Origin of the sequence: Modestobacter muralis, assembly GCF_010682105.1 — a bacterium.
In the GTDB taxonomy this organism is placed as follows: domain Bacteria; phylum Actinomycetota; class Actinomycetes; order Mycobacteriales; family Geodermatophilaceae; genus Modestobacter; species Modestobacter muralis.
The window spans coordinates 1-15,682 of the sequence record NZ_JAAGWH010000009.1; the positions used below are offsets into that span (position 1 = coordinate 1).

15 protein-coding genes are annotated in these 15,682 nt (G+C 74.2%); 8 read left to right on the plus strand and 7 right to left on the minus strand.

The window, feature by feature from the left end:
- Positions 1-1,125: amidase family protein (locus GCU67_RS02700; RefSeq protein WP_246214497.1), on the minus strand; the 1,125-nt coding region annotated here is incomplete at its 3' end.
- A 133-nt stretch (positions 1,126-1,258) separates the two neighbouring features.
- Between GCU67_RS02700 and GCU67_RS02705 the strand changes: the two genes are divergently transcribed.
- A complete protein-coding gene (locus GCU67_RS02705) occupies positions 1,259-2,101 on the plus strand; it encodes a hypothetical protein (RefSeq protein ID WP_163609552.1) in 843 nt (280 codons plus the stop codon).
- Between the two features lie 34 nt (positions 2,102-2,135).
- Here GCU67_RS02705 and GCU67_RS02710 read toward each other — a convergent pair whose 3' ends face one another.
- Complete coding sequence (locus GCU67_RS02710; RefSeq protein WP_163609553.1) at positions 2,136-3,194, minus strand: DUF3616 domain-containing protein; 1,059 nt, start codon at positions 3,192-3,194, stop codon at positions 2,136-2,138.
- Between GCU67_RS02710 and GCU67_RS02715 the strand changes: the two genes are divergently transcribed.
- The 3 genes from GCU67_RS02715 to GCU67_RS02725 all read left to right on the plus strand — a co-directional run bounded on the left by GCU67_RS02715 (position 3,187) and on the right by GCU67_RS02725 (position 6,257).
- Positions 3,187-4,338 carry an SDR family oxidoreductase gene (locus GCU67_RS02715; protein ID WP_246214498.1) on the plus strand — a complete coding sequence of 384 codons (1,152 nt, stop codon included), beginning with the start codon at positions 3,187-3,189 and terminating at the stop codon, positions 4,336-4,338. The genes GCU67_RS02710 and GCU67_RS02715 overlap by 8 nt on opposite strands.
- 151 nt (positions 4,339-4,489) lie before the next feature.
- Positions 4,490-5,596 (plus strand): NAD(P)-dependent alcohol dehydrogenase, encoded by a 1,107-nt coding sequence (locus tag GCU67_RS02720; RefSeq protein ID WP_163609554.1) that lies wholly within the window; start codon positions 4,490-4,492, stop codon positions 5,594-5,596.
- A gap of 43 nt (positions 5,597-5,639) precedes the next feature.
- On the plus strand, positions 5,640-6,257 hold the full coding sequence (locus GCU67_RS02725) for a hypothetical protein (RefSeq protein WP_163609555.1): 618 nt from the start codon (positions 5,640-5,642) through the stop codon (positions 6,255-6,257).
- A gap of 8 nt (positions 6,258-6,265) precedes the next feature.
- Here GCU67_RS02725 and GCU67_RS02730 read toward each other — a convergent pair whose 3' ends face one another.
- Both GCU67_RS02730 and GCU67_RS02735 read right to left on the minus strand, forming a co-directional pair.
- The gene (locus GCU67_RS02730; protein WP_163609556.1) at positions 6,266-7,786 is read right to left on the minus strand and encodes an acetyl-CoA hydrolase/transferase family protein; all 1,521 of its coding nucleotides are present in this window, start codon (positions 7,784-7,786) and stop codon (positions 6,266-6,268) included.
- A 109-nt stretch (positions 7,787-7,895) separates the two neighbouring features.
- Complete coding sequence (locus GCU67_RS02735; RefSeq protein ID WP_211660662.1) at positions 7,896-9,698, minus strand: alkaline phosphatase D family protein; 1,803 nt, start codon at positions 9,696-9,698, stop codon at positions 7,896-7,898.
- A 198-nt stretch (positions 9,699-9,896) separates the two neighbouring features.
- On the opposite strand from GCU67_RS02735, the gene GCU67_RS02740 reads away from it, so the two are divergent.
- A complete protein-coding gene (locus tag GCU67_RS02740; RefSeq protein ID WP_163609557.1) occupies positions 9,897-11,321 on the plus strand; it encodes an NADP-dependent succinic semialdehyde dehydrogenase in 1,425 nt (474 codons plus the stop codon).
- 38 nt (positions 11,322-11,359) lie between these two features.
- Here the strand turns inward: GCU67_RS02740 and GCU67_RS02745 are convergent, their stop codons facing one another.
- Positions 11,360-12,019, minus strand: a complete 660-nt coding sequence (locus GCU67_RS02745; protein ID WP_211660663.1) for a metal ABC transporter permease — start codon at positions 12,017-12,019, stop codon at positions 11,360-11,362.
- An 88-nt stretch (positions 12,020-12,107) separates the two neighbouring features.
- Between GCU67_RS02745 and GCU67_RS02750 the strand changes: the two genes are divergently transcribed.
- From GCU67_RS02750 to GCU67_RS02760, 3 genes are read left to right on the plus strand one after another with little or no spacing between them, the layout of a single operon-like run.
- Positions 12,108-13,043 carry a metal ABC transporter solute-binding protein, Zn/Mn family gene (locus GCU67_RS02750; protein ID WP_163609559.1) on the plus strand — a complete coding sequence of 312 codons (936 nt, stop codon included), beginning with the start codon at positions 12,108-12,110 and terminating at the stop codon, positions 13,041-13,043.
- Between the two features lie 50 nt (positions 13,044-13,093).
- A complete protein-coding gene (locus tag GCU67_RS02755) occupies positions 13,094-13,477 on the plus strand; it encodes an ArsR/SmtB family transcription factor (RefSeq protein WP_163609560.1) in 384 nt (127 codons plus the stop codon).
- Positions 13,474-13,890: a Fur family transcriptional regulator gene (locus GCU67_RS02760; RefSeq protein ID WP_163609561.1), complete on the plus strand. Its 417-nt coding sequence runs from the start codon at positions 13,474-13,476 to the stop codon at positions 13,888-13,890. Before GCU67_RS02755 ends, GCU67_RS02760 begins: the two co-directional genes overlap by 4 nt.
- Positions 13,891-13,908: 18 nt before the next feature.
- Here the strand turns inward: GCU67_RS02760 and GCU67_RS02765 are convergent, their stop codons facing one another.
- Positions 13,909-15,396, minus strand: coding sequence for an amino acid permease (locus tag GCU67_RS02765; RefSeq protein WP_163609562.1), 1,488 nt, complete (start codon positions 15,394-15,396; stop codon positions 13,909-13,911).
- Between the two features lie 20 nt (positions 15,397-15,416).
- Positions 15,417-15,682 (minus strand): pentapeptide repeat-containing protein (locus GCU67_RS02770; protein WP_163609563.1); only part of this gene is annotated, 266 nt, incomplete at its 5' end.

Genomic DNA, 15,682 nt, shown 5'->3' on the forward strand with positions numbered 1-15,682 from the left:
CTCCCCGGCGCCGATCTCGTCCTGGTACGCCAGCTGCACCGGCACCGCGGTCGCCCCCGCGGCCTCCACCTGCTTCACTGCCGCGGCGAACACGGCCTCGGTCTGGTCGTCGACGGCCGCGGACTGCTCAGGGGTCAGCGTCCAGACGCCGATCCGGGCCCCCTGCAGCGCGTCGAGGTCGAGGTCGGCGAAGTCGGTGCCCAGGTCGGCGGGGATCTCGGCGGTGGCGGCGTCGGAGTCGTCGGTGCCGGCCAGCACCCCCAGCACCAGGGCGGCGTCCACGGCGTGCCGGGCCATCGGACCGGCGGTGTCCTGCTCGGCGGAGATCGGCACGATGCCGGTGCGGCTGACCAGGCCCAGGGTGGGCTTGAGCCCGACGACGCCGTTGGCGCCGGCGGGGCAGACGATCGAACCGTCGGTCTCGGTGCCGATCGCGACCTGGGCCAGCGAGGCCGCCACCCCGGCCGCCGAGCCCGAGGAGGAGCCGCACGGGTTCCGGTCGAGCACGTAGGGGTTCGCCGTCTGCCCGCCCACGCCGCTCCAGCCGCTGGTCGAGGCCGCGCCGCGGAAGTTGGCCCACTCGGAGAGGTTGGCCTTGCCGAGCACGACCGCCCCGGCCTCGCGGAGCCGCCGGGTGATCGTCGCGTCGTCGGGCTCGCTGCCCAGCAGGGCCCGCGAGCCGGCCGTGGTGGGCATCGCCTCGGTGTCCACGTTGTCCTTCAGCAGCACCGGGATGCCCTCCAGCGGGCCCCGCCCCTGCTGCCGCTGGCGCGCCGCGTCGCTGGCCGCGGCGTCGTCCAGGGCGTGCGGGTTGACGCTGAGCACCGCGCCCAGCTCACCGTTGAGCGCGTCGATCCGGGCCAGGTAGGCCCGGGTGAGGTCGACGGCGCTCAGCTGCCCGGCGTCCATCCGCTGCTGCAGCTCCGGGATGGTCAGCGCGTCGAGGTCCAGGCCGCGCACGGGCACCGAGCCCGAGCCCACCAGGTCGGGGACGGCGACCTGGGCGCTGCCCGGTGGCGTCGCGGAGACCGCGCTGGCCGGCAGCAGCAGCGCGGTCGCGGCCGCGGCGGCGGCGACCGCGAGCGGACGGCGGAGGTGACGGGGACGGTGCTGGTCGGCGCGCATGGACTGCTCCAGGGCTCGCTGCGGGTCCGGCTGTCCCGGCTCACGCTATGCCTGCGCGCGCACATCCGCTGCCCAGCCCGCGCACAGCCGGGCCGTTGGGGTGGGACGCCGTCCCGGCGGGCATGGTGGAGAGGTGATCGACAGCGACTTCGGCCCCGACCCTCTGGCGCTGCTGTGCCGTGAGGTGCTCCGCGAGCGCACCCCGGCCCTGATCGCCGAGGCGTGCGCCTGGGCGGTGGGGCTGTCCGACCACCCGCACGTCCAGCGGGTGCGCGGCCGGCTGGTGCCCAGCGGCTCGACCCTCGGTGCCCGTGCGGCCAACGGCCAGCCGCTCGGCGCGGAGGAGGACGGCCGGCTCGAGCTCGGCGACGCCCGCCCCGGCAGCTTTCAGGACGCGCTCAACGCACTCGGCGCCGACGGCGTCCTGTACGCCGAGCGGTTCGACCGCGAGCTGATCGACCCCTTCGTGCTCGACACCTGCCTGCAGGCCGCCGAGCGGGCCCGGGCGACCCGCACCGCCGAGTGGGCCGAGCTGCTCGACGAGCTCGGCGAGAACAGCGACGACCTGGTCGAGCTCGTGCGGGTGGGGGAGTGGGAGGCGCCGCTGCGGATCGACGCCGAGCACCTCGTGCTGGCCGCGATCGGTGCGGTGCCGCTGGTCGAGGTGGAGGCCGAGGGGCTGCCGCTGTCGCTGGTGCGCGCGGCCGAGGCGGTCACCCGGGCCGCGGCGCCCGTGCCGGCACCCACCGGCCCGGCGGCCGACGAGCTGGCCGGCGCGCTGTTCCTGGCCGAGGCCGCGGTGCGGGGGTCCGGGCTCACCCTGCCGGTGCCGCTGGCCCAGGCCGACCGGCTGCTGGACGTGCTGCTGGCCGAGGGGCTGCTCCCGGAGGAGGTGCCGGCGCTGCTGTCCCAGCTGCCGGTCGAGCCGGTCACCGCCGCGGAGGTCCGGGCGACCCTCGCCGCACTGGGCGGCTGATCCTCCGCAGCCGCGCCGGACGGCTGACCCGCGCTCAGGAGGTGGACAGCCGGACGACGTCGGCGTCCACCCCGTGCTCGTGCAGCCGGGCCGGTGCGGGGCTGTCGTAGACCACCAGCAGCCGGTCCCCGCCCAGCAGGCCGATGCCCTCGGCGTGGTCGTCGCCGTCGCCGAACGGCAGCTCCAGCTCAGCGGTCAGCTCCTCGCCGCGCACGACCTGCGGGACGTCGACGGTGAGCGCGTCGTGCCAGCGGTACACCCGCACCGGGCCGTCGAGGTCCATGGTCGGGCCGGCGAGCACCAGCAGGTCGTCCCCGTGCGGGCACAGGTCGCGCACGCCCAGGCCGGCCATCCGCAACACGTGCTTGCGGTAGCCGCGGCCGTCGGGGAACGGCTGCAGCCGGAGCCGGCCGGGGTGGTCGGGGTCGACCTCCGGGCGCAGCTCCAGCACGACGGCCCAGCCGCGCAGCACCGGACCGCGCAGCCCCAGGAACACCCGGTCGGCGGCCACCGCGATGCCCTCGACGTCCAGGCCGTTGTCCTTGCCCGGGATCGGCAGGAAGCGTGCGAGGTGCTCGTCGTCGGCGAGCAGCTCGCGCAGGTCGTCGCCGTGCGCGCCGAACACCGCCGCCCGGTGCACCACGCCGTCGACGGTCAGCTCCGGCACCGGTGTGGGCAGACCGCCGACCGTGGCCACCGGGATCCGCACCAGCACCTGCCGGTTGGCCTGCCCGGTGACCTTCGCCAGCCGGCGCAGTGCCTTCTCCCCGCTGTGCCGGGCCTTGACCTGCCGGCGGCGCAGGCTGTGCGAGCCGACGGCCCACAGGAAGTCGCCGTGCCGGGCCAGGCCCTCGACGTCGGCCTCCTCGTCGTCGTCCTCGCCGGGCAGGTCGACGAGGTCGGCGAGCCGGAAGGTGGCCTGCCCGGCGTAGTCGCCGGCGTCGTCGGCGACGAGCCGTTCGACCGTGGCCGTCTCGTCACCGGCGACCCAGAGCACCGGGCCGTCGCTGCGGACGGCGGAGAGGTTGGTGTGCGTCCCCGCGGCGCGGGCGTCGGCGGAGAAGGAGAGCCGGACCGTGCGTTCGATGCCCACCCCGCCAGCCTGGCACGGCACCGGTTCGGCGCCGCCCTCCCGGGCACTGGTCGGGGCAGCAGTCGACACGAGGGAGCACAGCGGGATGAGCGAGCAGGGCAGCGTGCTGGTCACCGGCGCGGGTGGGGTCATCGGCGCCGCCGCGGCCACCGAGTACGTCACCGCCGGACGGCGGGTGCGCGGGGTCAGCCGGCGGGCGCCGCGGGAGGCCGACTGGGAGCACCTGGCGGTCGACCTCCGGGACGCCGACGCCACGCGGGAGGGGCTGGCCGCGGCGCGGGACACCACGCACCTGGTGTTCGGCGCCTACGCCGAGCGGCCCACCGCCGCGGAGCTGTCGGAGGTCAACGTCGGGATGCTGCAGAACACCCTCGACGGGCTGGCCGCGGCCGGGGCGCCGCTGGAGCACGTGACGCTCTACCAGGGCGGCAAGGCCTACGGCGCGCACATGGGCTTCTTCAACACCCCGGCGAAGGAGCGCGACCCGCGGATCGTGCAGCCGAACTTCTACTACGACCAGGAGGACCTGCTCCGCGAGGTCGCCGCACAGCGCGGGTTCCGGCTGACCGTGCTGCGGCCCGAGGGCGTGATCGGCTACGCCGTCGGCAACCCGATGAACCTGCTGATGGTCATCGCCGTCTACGCCGCGATCAGCCGCGAGCTCGGCCAGCCGCTGCGCTTCCCCGGCAGCCTGGCCGCCTACGACGCCCTCTACCAGGTCACCGATGCCGAGCTGCTGGCCCGGGCGACGGTGTGGGCCGGTGCGACGCCGGCAGCCGACGGCGAGGTCTACAACGTGACCAACGGCGACCAGGTCCGCTGGCGGCACCTGTTCCCGGCGTTCGCCCGGGCGTTCGGCATGGAGCACGCCGAGCCGCAGCCGGTGCCGCTGGCCGAGGCGATGGCCGGCCGCCGCGACGTGTGGGAGCGGTTGGTGGCCCGGCACGACCTGGTGCCCACCCCGTTCGAGGACCTGGTCGGCTGGGAGTTCGGCGAGTTCATCTTCATCTCCGGCTTCGACAACGTCAGTTCGACGATCAAGCTGCGCCAGGCCGGGTTCGCCGACTGCCTGGACACCGAGGACCGGTTCGTGGAGCTGTTCGGGCAGCTGGCCGCCCGGAAGGTGGTCCCGCCGCTGGGCTGAGCCGCCGGCCGAGTCGGATGTCGCGCCCGCGCTCGGCACCGCGGTCGGGGGCAGACTGCGGGCACGCCGCGGGCAGCGCTGCCCACGGCGCGACGGTCCGCGGGCGCACCGGCGTGGCCGTCGTCCACCGCGCCGGTGCGGGGAGCGCCAGATGAAGGTCACCGCCGCCGTCGTCGAGGCCCAGCACGGGCCGTTCGTCGTCCGGGACGTCGAACTGGACGAACCGGGCCCGGGCGAGGTGCTGGTCCGGGTCGCCGCGACCGGCTTCTGCCACACCGACGGGATCGCCCGGGACGGCGACATGCCGTTCCCGCTGCCCGGCGTGCTCGGGCACGAGGGCGCCGGCACCGTCGTCGCCACCGGCGCGGGTGTCACCGGCCTGGCCGAGGGGCAGGCGGTGGTCATCGGCTGGCCGTGGTGCGGGCAGTGCCGCAACTGCCTGGACGGCGAGCCCCGCTACTGCCTGCGCCTGGGCGAACTGGTCATCGGCGGCCACCGGCTCGACGGGCCCTCGGCGCTGTCGACCCCGGAGGGCGGCCCGCTGGCCAGCCACTTCTTCGGCCAGTCGTCCTTCGCCACCCACTCCCTGACCACGGCCAGCGCGCTGGTGCCGATCCCGGCGGGGCTGCCGGTCGAGCTGATGGGCCCGCTGGCCTGCGGCCTGGCCACCGGCGCCGGTGCGGTGTTCAACTCCGCCCGGCCGCAGCCCGGCGCCTCGCTGGTGGTGTACGGGGTGGGCACCGTCGGGCTGGCCGCCGTCATGGCCGCCCGCAACACCGCGGCCACCACGATCATCGCCGTCGACCGGCACGCCTCCCGGCTGCGGCTGGCCACCGAGCTGGGCGCCACCCACGTCGTCGACGCCTCGGACACCGACGCGGTGCAGGCGGTCACCGACATCTGCGGCGGGCCGGCGGACTTCGCGCTGGAGTGCACCGGCGTGCTCCCGGTGATCCGGCAGGCCGTCGACTCCGTCGGGATGCGCGGCACCTGCCTGCTGATCGGTGGCGCGCCGGCCGGGGCGGAGTTCAGCGTCGACCACCTCAGCACGCTGTGGGGGAAGTCGATCGTCGGCACCCTCGGCGGCAGCGGCCGGAGCCCGCGGCTGATCGGCGCGCTGATGGACCTCTACTCCGCCGGGCGCTTCCCCTTCGACCGGCTGGTCGAGTACTTCCCGCTGGAGCGGATCACCGAGGCGATGGAGGCGTCCTACAGCGGCGAGGTCGTCAAGCCGATCATCACGATGCCGCAGGGCTGACGCCGCAGGGCTGACGCCGCCGCGTACGCCGTACGGTCGCGGCGTGGCTGACGACTTCCCCCAGTGGACCCCCGTCGACGCCGAGCGGCTGCGGGCCGCCGCGGCCGAGCTGGCCGCGGCGGTGACCGCGCACGCCACGGCGGTGTCGGCGGTGACCGGCGAGGACGGCGTGCCCGAGGTGCTCGCCGCCAACGACCGGCTGCTGCCGGCGGTGCTGGCCTACGCCGACGCCCAGTTCGACCTCACCGGCAACGACTTCCCCTTCGGCGTCCTGCACGCCTACGCCGAGGACGAGGAGGCCGACACCGACGAGGCCGACACCGACGAGGACGACACCGGCGTGGACGTGCCGGCCGCCGTGCCGGACGTCGCGGTGGTGCCGGCGACGTCGGGGACCACCGACGTGTCGGTGCTGCAGCGACACGACCTGCGGGTCACCGACGAGGCCGCGGTGCTGGCCGGCGCGGGGGAGGGCGACCTGGGGCAGGCGCTCGCGGGGCTGGCCCGGACGCGCGGCTGGGACTCCCTGGGCGACGTGCCCGGGCTGCGGTCGGTCGCCCGCTCGGTGCTGGTGGTCGGCCAGCAGGCCGCGCCCGGTGCCGAGCCCGACGCCGACGACGGCGAGCTGCTGTGGTCCCAGCAGGAGGTCCTCCCCGGCTGACCCGCAGCTCAGACCGGGCGCATGCTCCCGGTCTGCAGGAACCGGGAGTGCCAGCTCAGCGCCTCGTCCAGCAGGTGCGGGGTGTGCCGGCCGTGCGCCCCGTGCAGGGCGCGCTCGGTGTAGTCGGTGAGCATCGCCCGGTAGTCCGGGTGCGCGCAGCGCTCGATGACCTGCTGGGCGCGCTTGCGGGGGGACAGGCCGCGCAGGTCCGCCAGCCCCTGCTCGGTGACGATGACCGCCACGTCGTGCTCGGTGTGGTCGACGTGGGACACCATCGGCACGATCGCCGAGATGGCCCCGCCCTTGGCCGTCGACGGGCTGACGAAGGCCGACAGGAAGGCGTTGCGGGCGAAGTCGCCGGAGCCCCCGATCCCGTTCTGCATCCGGCTGCCCATGAGGTGCGTGGAGTTGACGTTGCCGTAGACGTCGGCCTCGATCATCCCGTTCATGGCGATCACGCCCAGCCGCCGCACCAGCTCGGGGTGGTTGCTGATCTCCTGCGGGCGCAGCACGATCCGGTCGCGGAACTCCTCGACGTTGCTGGTGAACTCCTCGATCGCCGTCGGGCTCAGCGAGAACGCGGTCGCCGAGGCGAAGGTGAGGGTGCCCGACCGCAGCAGGTCCAGCATGCCGTCCTGGACCACCTCGGTGTAGGCGGTGAGCTGCTCGAACCGCGACTCCTGCAGCCCGGACAGGACGGCGTTGGCCACGTTGCCCACACCGGACTGCAGCGGCAGCAGCCCGGCGGGCAGCCGGCCGCGGGAGACCTGGTGCTCCAGGTACTCGATGAGGTGCCCGGCGATGGCGCGGGCGGTGTCGTCCGGCGGGCTGAACGGGGTGTTGCGGTCGGGGGCGTGCGTCTCCACCACGGCCACCACCTTCGCCGGGTCGACCCGCAGGTGCGGCACCCCGATCCGGTCGCTGGGATGGGTCAGCTGGACCGGCCGGCGGTGCGGCGGCAGCGCCGTCCCGTAGTAGACGTCGTGCATGCCGTCCAGGGCGGCCGGCTGCCAGGAGTTGACCTCCAGCACCACCCGGTCGGCCAGGTCGAGCCAGGTCTTGTTGTTCCCGACCGAGGACGACGGGACCAGCCCGCCGTCGGCGGTGATGCCGCTGACCTCGACGACGGCGATGTCGAGCGGGCCGAGGAAGCCCTCCCAGGCGAGCTGGGCGACGTGCGAGAGGTGCACGTCGAGGTAGTCGATCCCGCCGGTGTTGATCTTCTCCCGGGTGACCGGGTCGGACTGGTAGGGCAGCCTCCGGGCGATGCCGTCGACGGCGGCCAGCGCCCCGTCCAGCTCCGGCGCGGTGGACGCCCCGGTCCAGAGGTCGACCTGGAACGGCTGCCCGGCGGCGTGCGCGTCGCTGATCCGGCGGGCCAGCGCCGGCGGCAGCGACTTGGGGTGCCCGGCGCCGGTGAACCCGCTCATCCCCACCGTCTCCCCGGGGGCGATCACGGCGGCGGCCTCCTCGGCCGGCACCACCTTGCGGGCGAAGTCGGGGTGCTGGATGCGGCTGGAGCCGGACATCGGTCCTCCTCGTCGTCGGCCACCCGGGACGGTGCCGGAGGTCTCCGGCCGACGCTAGGTCGCCGCCGAGGGTCCCGCTCGCCCGGACCCCGGGCGAGCGGTACCGGGGTCACCGGGCGGTGCGGGGCTGGTCGCTGCGGGCGCCCAGCCGGCCGACCGGGCCGCTGATCCTCCGGCTGCCCTTGACCGAGACGAACGAGGTCTCGTAGCCGACGGTGGCCTGCGGGTCCAGCCGCGGGTCGACGGCCAGCCCCTTGTCGCCGTTGCTGCGGATGAACCAGAAGTCGGCCTGCACCCGCTCCGGCGTGACGTCCAGGACGGTGAAGCCGTGGCCGATGCCCTCGAGGTGGCGGATCCACGGGTTGGCGGCCTGGAACGCCGCGGTGGTCGCGGTGGCGGCGGCCGCGGAGTTGCCGAGGGACTCCTTGAACCCGTTGCTGGTGATCGAGGGGCAGACGAACTCCACACCGACCGAGTTGCCGTCGACCGGGTACCTGGCCCAGTCGGTGGGCAGGTCGTTGGCCCAGGAGGAGTGGATGTCGCCGGTGAGCACGACCGGGTCGGTGGTGCCCGAGGCCGCCATCGCGTCGAGCAGGGTGCGCTGGTCGGCCTGGTAGCCGTCCCACTGGTCGGTGTTGAACACCTGCCCGCCGAGCACCCCGGCCCGCGGGACGGCGAAGACGCGGGCGAACACCGTCTGGTTGCCCACCAGGTGCCACGCCGTCCGCCTCGCGGTGAGGCCCCGGGTCAGCCAGGTCATCTGCTCGGTCTCGGGCAGGTGCCGGCGCGGGTCGGCCAGCGCGGGGTTGACCGCGCCGCCGACGGTGGCCGGGACCTGCTGGGCGCGGTTCTGCCGCGTCTCGACGACCGACAGCTCGGCCAGGTCGCCGAAGCTGAACCGGCGGAAGAACTGCCGGCCCTGGCTGGGCTCGGGCTGCCACGTGGCGGGCTCGCGGATCGGCATCCACTCCAGGTAGGCCTGGAACGCCCGCTCCCGGCGGGCCAGGAAGTCGCCCTCGGGGCGGATGCCCGCGGGCTTCCCCGGCTCGGTGTAGGCGGTGTCCGGGTCGTCGTCCCGCTCGTGGTTCTCCGCGCCGGTGGCGTACGCGTCGTTGGTGATCTCGTGGTCGTCGAAGATCACGATCCACGGGTGCTGCCGGTGGGTGGCCTGCAGGTCGGGGTCGGTCTTGTACAGCGCGTGCCGGAGGCGGTAGTCGGCCAGCGACACGATCTCGGTCGCCGGCTGGTGGTCGCGGACGCCGACCAGCGCGTCGGGGCCGTAGCGGTCACCGGAGCCGGCCATCCCGGCGATGCGCGGGTCGTTGCCGTACTCGTAGAGGTAGTCGCCCAGGTGCAGCACGAAGTCCAGGTCGTCGCGGGCGGCGATGCCGCGGTAGGCGGTGAAGAAGCCGCCGGTCCAGTTGCTGCAGGACACGAACGCCATGCGCAGCGCGTGGACCCGGCCCGGCTCGTCCGGGGCGGTCTGCGTGCGGCCGACCGGGGAGGTCGCGCCCTTGGCGGTGAAGCGGTACCAGTAGCGGGTGTAGGGCACCAGGCCGTTCACGACCACCTTCACGGTGTGGTCGCGCGACGCGTCGGTCGTGACGGTGCCGCGACGGACGACCCGGCCGAACGCCTCGTCCTCGGCGACCTCCCACCGGACCTGGGTCCGGGGCCCCTCCCCGCTGCCGGGCAGAGCGCCGGGTACGGGCGTGACCCGGGTCCACAGCAGCACCTCGGTGGCGGTCGGGTCGCCGCTGGCAACGCCGAAGCCGAAGACGCCCGAGCGGGCGGTCTCGGCGACGGCGGCGCGGGCGGCCTCGGCGGACAGGCCGCCGAAGGTGAGGGCGGCGGCCGTGACGGCTCCGCCCTTGAGGAGCGTGCGGCGGGACAGCGGGGCATCGATGGCCATGTCCGGGACTGTTGCGGGGCCGGACGACCGGCGTGCGGTCCCCGGGTGAACGGACAGCGGCCCGCGGCTGGCCGGTCGGCGCGGACGCCGGCGTGTCCGGGGCCGCCGTTTGCCCTGGCGGGTCGCGGGCAGGTGCAGAGGGCACGGCCGCCCGAGCACCGGACGCCGGCCGTCGCCCACCGATCGGGAGGAACCCCCATGGCCATCGCCACGATCAACCCCGCCACCGGCGAGACGCTGAAGACCTTCGAGCCGCTCACCGACGACGTCCTCGAGGACAAGATCGCCCGTGCGTCCGCGGCCTACGCGAGCTACCGGCGGACCAGCGTGCAGGACCGGGTCGGCTGGCTGCGCGCCGCTGCCGACGTGCTGGACGCCGACACCGACCCCGTCGCCGCGCTCATGACCACCGAGATGGGCAAGACGCTCACCAGCGCGAAGGCCGAGGTGGCCAAGTGCGCCAAGGCGCTGCGGTACTACGCCGACCACGGCCCGGCGATGCTGGAGCCGCAGCACCTGGACGCCGGTGCGGTGAACGCCCAGCAGGCCTACGTGACCTACCAGCCCCTCGGCGTCGTCCTGGCGATCATGCCGTGGAACTTCCCGCTGTGGCAGGCGATGCGCTTCGCCGCCCCCGCGCTGATGGCCGGCAACGTCGGCCTGCTCAAGCACGCCAGCAACGTGCCGCAGACCGCGCTGTACATGGAGGAGCTCTTCCGCAAGGCCGGCTTCCCCGCCGACGTCTTCCAGACCCTGCTCATCGGGTCGGGGACGATCGAGCGGGTGCTGCGGGACGACCGGGTGGTGGCCGCGACGCTGACCGGCAGCGCGCCGGCCGGGCAGTCGGTCGCCGCGATCGCCGGGGACGCGCTCAAGCCCACCGTGCTGGAGCTGGGTGGCTCCGACCCGTTCATCGTGATGCCCTCGGCGCACCTGGACACCGCCGCCGAGGTGGCCACCACCGCCCGCAACCAGAACAACGGGCAGTCCTGCATCGCCGCCAAGCGGTTCTTCGTGCACCGGGACGTCGCCGAGGAGTTCACCCGGCTGTTCGCCGAGAAGATCGGCGAGCTGACCGTCGGGGACCCGATGGACCCCGCCACCGAGATCGGCCCGCTGGCCACCGAGTCCGGCGTCCAGGACGTGCACGACTACGTCACCGACGCCGTGAGCAAGGGCGCGACCGTCGTCGTCGGCGGCAAGGAGGTCGACGGGCCCGGATGGTTCTACGAGCCGACGCTGCTCACCGGGATCACGCCGGAGATGAGGCTCTACGCCGAGGAGGTCTTCGGCCCGGTCGCCGCGCTGTGGACCGTCGACAGCCTGGACGAGGCCATCGAGATCGCCAACAGCCACCCCTACGGCCTGGGCTCGAACCTGTGGAGCGAGGACGAGGGCGAGCGGGCCCAGTTCGTCCGTGACATCGAGTCCGGCATGGCGTTCATCAACGGGATGACGTCGAGCTATCCCGACCTGCCCTTCGGCGGGGTCAAGCAGAGCGGCTACGGCCGCGAGCTGACCGACCTGGGCATGCGCGAGTTCATGAACGCCAAGACGGTGTGGGTGGGCGCGCCCAGCAGCGAGCAGGAGAACGGCAGCACCGCCGGCTCCGCCGGGGAGTGACCGACCGGAGGGCCGAGGTCGCGACCTCGGCCCGCCGGTCAGGCCCCGGCCATCTGCTCGGGGGCTGACCGGGGAGGGCGGTGGCCACCTCTGTCCGCGGCGGCCGGCACCGGCTCGCCGCCGGATCGGTCGGGGTGGTGCCACCGGGCCGGGGCGCGGGTGGCGGTCCGCCCGGCCGCGAGCAGGGCGAAGACGGCGACGGTCACCAGCACGATCGTCGCCCCCGACGGGGTGTCGGCGTAGAAGGACAGCACCGTGCCGGTCACCGAGGCGGTGAGACCGACGGCGACGGCGATGGCCAGGCTGGACCGGGAGCTGCGGCCGACGAGCTGTGCGCAGCCGGCGGGCAGCACCATCAGTGCGCTGATCAGCAGCAGCCCGAGCACCCGCATGGACAGCGTGACCGTGCCGGCGGTGACCACGGCCAGCAGCAGGTCCAGCCGCAGCACGGGCAGCCCGCTGGCCGCGGCGTACTCCGCGTCGAGGCCGACGGTGAACAGGTGGCGGCTGAGCCCCACCGTCACCGACAGCACGACCACCGCCATGACCGCGAAGACGACGAGGTCGCGCTGCGGTGGCGCACCGGTGGGGCGGGGTCGTCGGCCACCGCCACCGGCGAGGCGCCGTGCGGCACCGCGGCCGATGTCGAAGTCCGGAGTGAACGGTCGGCGCGGTACCGGTGCCGGTCGCCGGCGCACTGGCTGGGACGTCCGGCGACCCGGTGGACGAAGCAGATGCCGACGCCGCTTATGCTACCGGTAACCGTTGTCATTCTTAGGAGAACTCATGCGCTTGGTCCAGTCGGTGTCGGCCGCCGTCGCCGCGTCGTCCCTGCTGCTGCTGGCTGCGTGTGGCTCGGACGACGCGTCGGCCGCCGGGGCGTCGTCCCCGTCGTCCTCCGGTGAGGGCGTGTCCGTCGTCGCCTCGACCGACGTCTACGGCGCCATCGTCTCGGCCATCGCCGGCGACGACGTAGAGGTCACCTCGATCATCGACGACCCGTCGGCGGACCCGCACTCCTACGAGGCGAACACCCGCACCCAGCTGGCCGTCGCCGACGCGGACCTGGTCGTCGCCAACGGCGGTGGCTATGACGACTTCATGGGCACCCTGCTGTCCTCCAGCGACTCGCAGGCCACCGTCATCGACGTCGTCGAGCTGTCCGGCCGGGAGGCTGAGGCCGAGGCAGCGGGCGAGGAGCTCAACGAGCACGTCTGGTACGACCTGGAGGCCGTCGCGAAGCTCTCGGAGCAGCTCGTCTCCTCCCTCAGCACGGTCGACCCCGACCACGCCGGGGACTACGAGGCGCGGGGTGCCGAGTTCGCCGGGCAGGTGCAGGGCCTCATCGACGCCGAGGCCGAGGCGCGGCCGGGCACCCAGGGCGCCGGCGTCGCGATCACCGAGCCGGTCCCGGACTACCTGCTGGACGCCCTCGGTGCGGAGAACCGCACGCCCGAGGAGTTCTCCGAGGCCATCGAGGAGGGCGGCGACGTCGCCCCCGCGGTGCTGCAGGAGACCCTCGACCTGTTCAGCGGCGGCCAGGTCGCGGCGCTGGTCTACAACGAGCAGACGACCGGCGCGGAGACCGAGCAGGTGCTCGCCGCCGCCGAGGCCGCCGGTGTCGCCGTCGTCCCGGTGACCGAGACGCTGCCCGAGGGCGAGGACTACGTCACCTGGATGCAGGCCAACATCGACGCCGTCTCCGCCGCGCTGTCGGCCTGACCGGGCCGACCCAGTCGACAACAGTTCTCACATGGCGCTACCGTGATGGGATGACAGCCGCACCGAGCCGGGAGACCCTCGAGGCACCCGGCGTCGACCCGGTCGCGGTCCAGGCGGCCAGCTCCCTGCTCGCCGCCCTGGCCGCGCCCATGCGCCTGGCGATCATCGCGCTGCTCGACCAGCACGGCAGCCGCTGCGTGCACCAGCTGGTCGACGCCCTCGGTGCGCCCCAGCCGCTGGTCTCCCAGCACCTGCGCGTGCTGCGCGGCGCCGACCTGGTCGTCGGGGAGCGCCGGCACCGCGAGGTGCACTACGCGCTGGTCGACCCGCACGTCGCGCACATCGTGCGCGACGCCCTGGCGCACGTGTCCCACGACGTCGCCACACCGGTCACCGAGACCTGCGCGGTCGAGGGTGAGACGATGCCGCGATGATCCGCAACACCCGCCAGCGCGCCGCCGTGGTCGCCGTCTTCGACACCCTCGACGGTTTCCACAGCGCCCAGGAGGTGCACGCCCGGATGCGCGCCGCCGGCGACAGCATCGGGCTGTCGACGGTCTACCGGGCCGTGCAGGCCCTGGTCGACGACGGTGAGCTGGACTCGATCCGCACCGACAACGGCGAGGCGATCTACCGCCGTTGCAGCACCACTCACCACCACCACCTGGTCTGCCGCAGCTGTGGGCGCACGGTGGAGGTCGAGGGTCCCACCGTCGAGCGTTGGGCCGACCGGGTCGCCGGCGAGCACGGCTTCGTCGACGTCAAGCACACCCTGGAGATCTTCGGCACCTGCGCCGCCTGCCACCGCGTCGTGAACGCAGCCGAGCCGGCGGCCGCCGACAGCTGAGCCGGTCGCGCTCGAGCGTCAGCCCTTCCCGGACCGCTCGGCCAGTCCCAGCCGGGAGTGCCGGTAGCCGTAGGCGGCGTAGACGACCAGGCCGAGTGCCAGCCAGGCCAGGAACCGGACCCAGGTCTCCAGGCTCAGGTTGGCCATGAGGTACAGGCAGGCCAGGACCGACAGGACCGGGACGACGGGGGAGAAGGGCACCCGGAACGGCCGGTTCAGGTCGGGTCGGGTCCGGCGCAGCACCGGGACGGCGGCGGACACCAGGACGAAGGCGAACAGCGTGCCGATGCTCACCAGGTTGGCCAGCTCGGCCAGCGGGAAGAGCAGGACCATCACCAGCACCAGCCCGGCGAAGAGCAGTGTCATCCGCACCGGGGTGCCGGTGCGCGGGCTGAGCCTCGCGACGACCGGGGGCAGGAGGCCGTCACGGCCCATGGCGAAGCCGATCCGGCTCACGGTGATCAGGTCGACCAGGATGACCGAGGTGAGCCCGGCGACCGCCGCGATCGAGATCAACGCCGACGCCCAGCCCAGGCCCACCTGGTCGAAGGCATCGGCGATCGGGGCGCCGGCGTCGATGTCGGTGTAGGTGACCATCCCGACCACCACGAAGGCGACGCCGATGTACAGCGCGGTCGCCAGGCCCAGCGTGCCGAGCAGCCCCAGCGGGATGTCCCGTGAGGGCTTCTTCGTCTCCTCCGACAGGTTCGCCACCGCCTCGAAGCCGGTGTAGGCGAAGAAGACGACGGCGGCAGCGGTGAGCACCCCGCCGACGCCGAAGGTCGCCGGCTCCAGACCGGCCAGCCACTGCAGCAGCGGCTGGTCGAGCCCCTGCCCGCCCTCGGCGGGCCGGCCCGGCGGTACGAACGGGGTGAGGTTGGCGCCCTTGACGAACCAGACGCCGGTCACGATGACGAACACGCAGACGGCGACCTTGACCACGACGAGCACGCTGGTGACCCGGGCCGACTCCTTGACGCCCAGCACCGCCACCGCCGTCAGCACGAGCACGACGGCGAGAGCGCCGACGTCCACCGCGGCCCCCTCGCCGAAGAGCGAGGACGGCAGGTCCAGCAGGTTGCCCAGGTAGGCCGACCACCCGCGGGCGACCACCGCGGCGCCGAGGGCGAACTCCAGGAAGAGGTCCCAGCCGATGACCCAGGCCAGCAGCTCACCGGTGGTGGCGTAGGCGTAGGTGTAGGCGCTGCCGGCGGTCGGCACACTGCTGGCCAGCTCGGAGTAGCAGAGGGCGGCGAGCAGGGCCACGACGCCGGCGACGGCGAAGGAGAGGACGACGGCCGGGCCGGCGGTGTCCCGGGCCTGCACCCCGGTCAGGGTGAAGATGCCGGTGCCGATGACCACGCCGATGCCGAAGCCGATCAGGTGGCGGGCGCTGAGCGTCTTCCGGAGCCGGCCGACGCCGCCGTCCTGCCCGCTGCCCGGGTCGTCGCCGGTACCGGCGTCGGCGGTGATGGTCTCGATCGACTTCGTCCGGAACAGGTGCACCGGCACACGCTAGGGCGCGGTCACCGTCGGCGCCGCTCGGAGGTCCGCGCCCAGTGCCCCGGCCTGCCCAGCGCGGCGGGCAGCCGGGTGGCCGCGTCGCCGGTCGCCGCGGTGAGCTGCGGCTGGATCAGGAACAGGGCGCCGGTCAGGTCGGCGCCGCGCAGGTCCGCGGCCCGCAGGTCCGCGCCCAGCAGGTCGGCCCGGCGCAGGTCCGCGCCCCGCAGGTCGGCCCCGATCAGGTAGGCACCGCGCAGGCTCACCCCGTGCAGGTCTGCGCCCCGCAGGG

Bases quoted from the DNA above. Each gene is read 5' to 3' on its own strand.
- GCU67_RS02740 (WP_163609557.1), top strand. From the start codon at position 9,897: ATGGCCATCGCCACGATCAACCCCGCCACCGGCGAGACGCTGAAGACC.
- GCU67_RS02750 (WP_163609559.1), top strand. From the start codon at position 12,108: ATGCGCTTGGTCCAGTCGGTGTCGGCCGCCGTCGCCGCGTCGTCCCTG.
- GCU67_RS02730 (WP_163609556.1), bottom strand. From the start codon at position 7,786: ATGTCCGGCTCCAGCCGCATCCAGCACCCCGACTTCGCCCGCAAGGTG.
- GCU67_RS02735 (WP_211660662.1), bottom strand. From the start codon at position 9,698: ATGGCCATCGATGCCCCGCTGTCCCGCCGCACGCTCCTCAAGGGCGGA.
- GCU67_RS02755 (WP_163609560.1), top strand. From the start codon at position 13,094: ATGACAGCCGCACCGAGCCGGGAGACCCTCGAGGCACCCGGCGTCGAC.
- GCU67_RS02720 (WP_163609554.1), top strand. From the start codon at position 4,490: ATGAAGGTCACCGCCGCCGTCGTCGAGGCCCAGCACGGGCCGTTCGTC.
- GCU67_RS02760 (WP_163609561.1), top strand. From the start codon at position 13,474: ATGATCCGCAACACCCGCCAGCGCGCCGCCGTGGTCGCCGTCTTCGAC.
- GCU67_RS02715 (WP_246214498.1), top strand. From the start codon at position 3,187: ATGCCCACCCCGCCAGCCTGGCACGGCACCGGTTCGGCGCCGCCCTCC.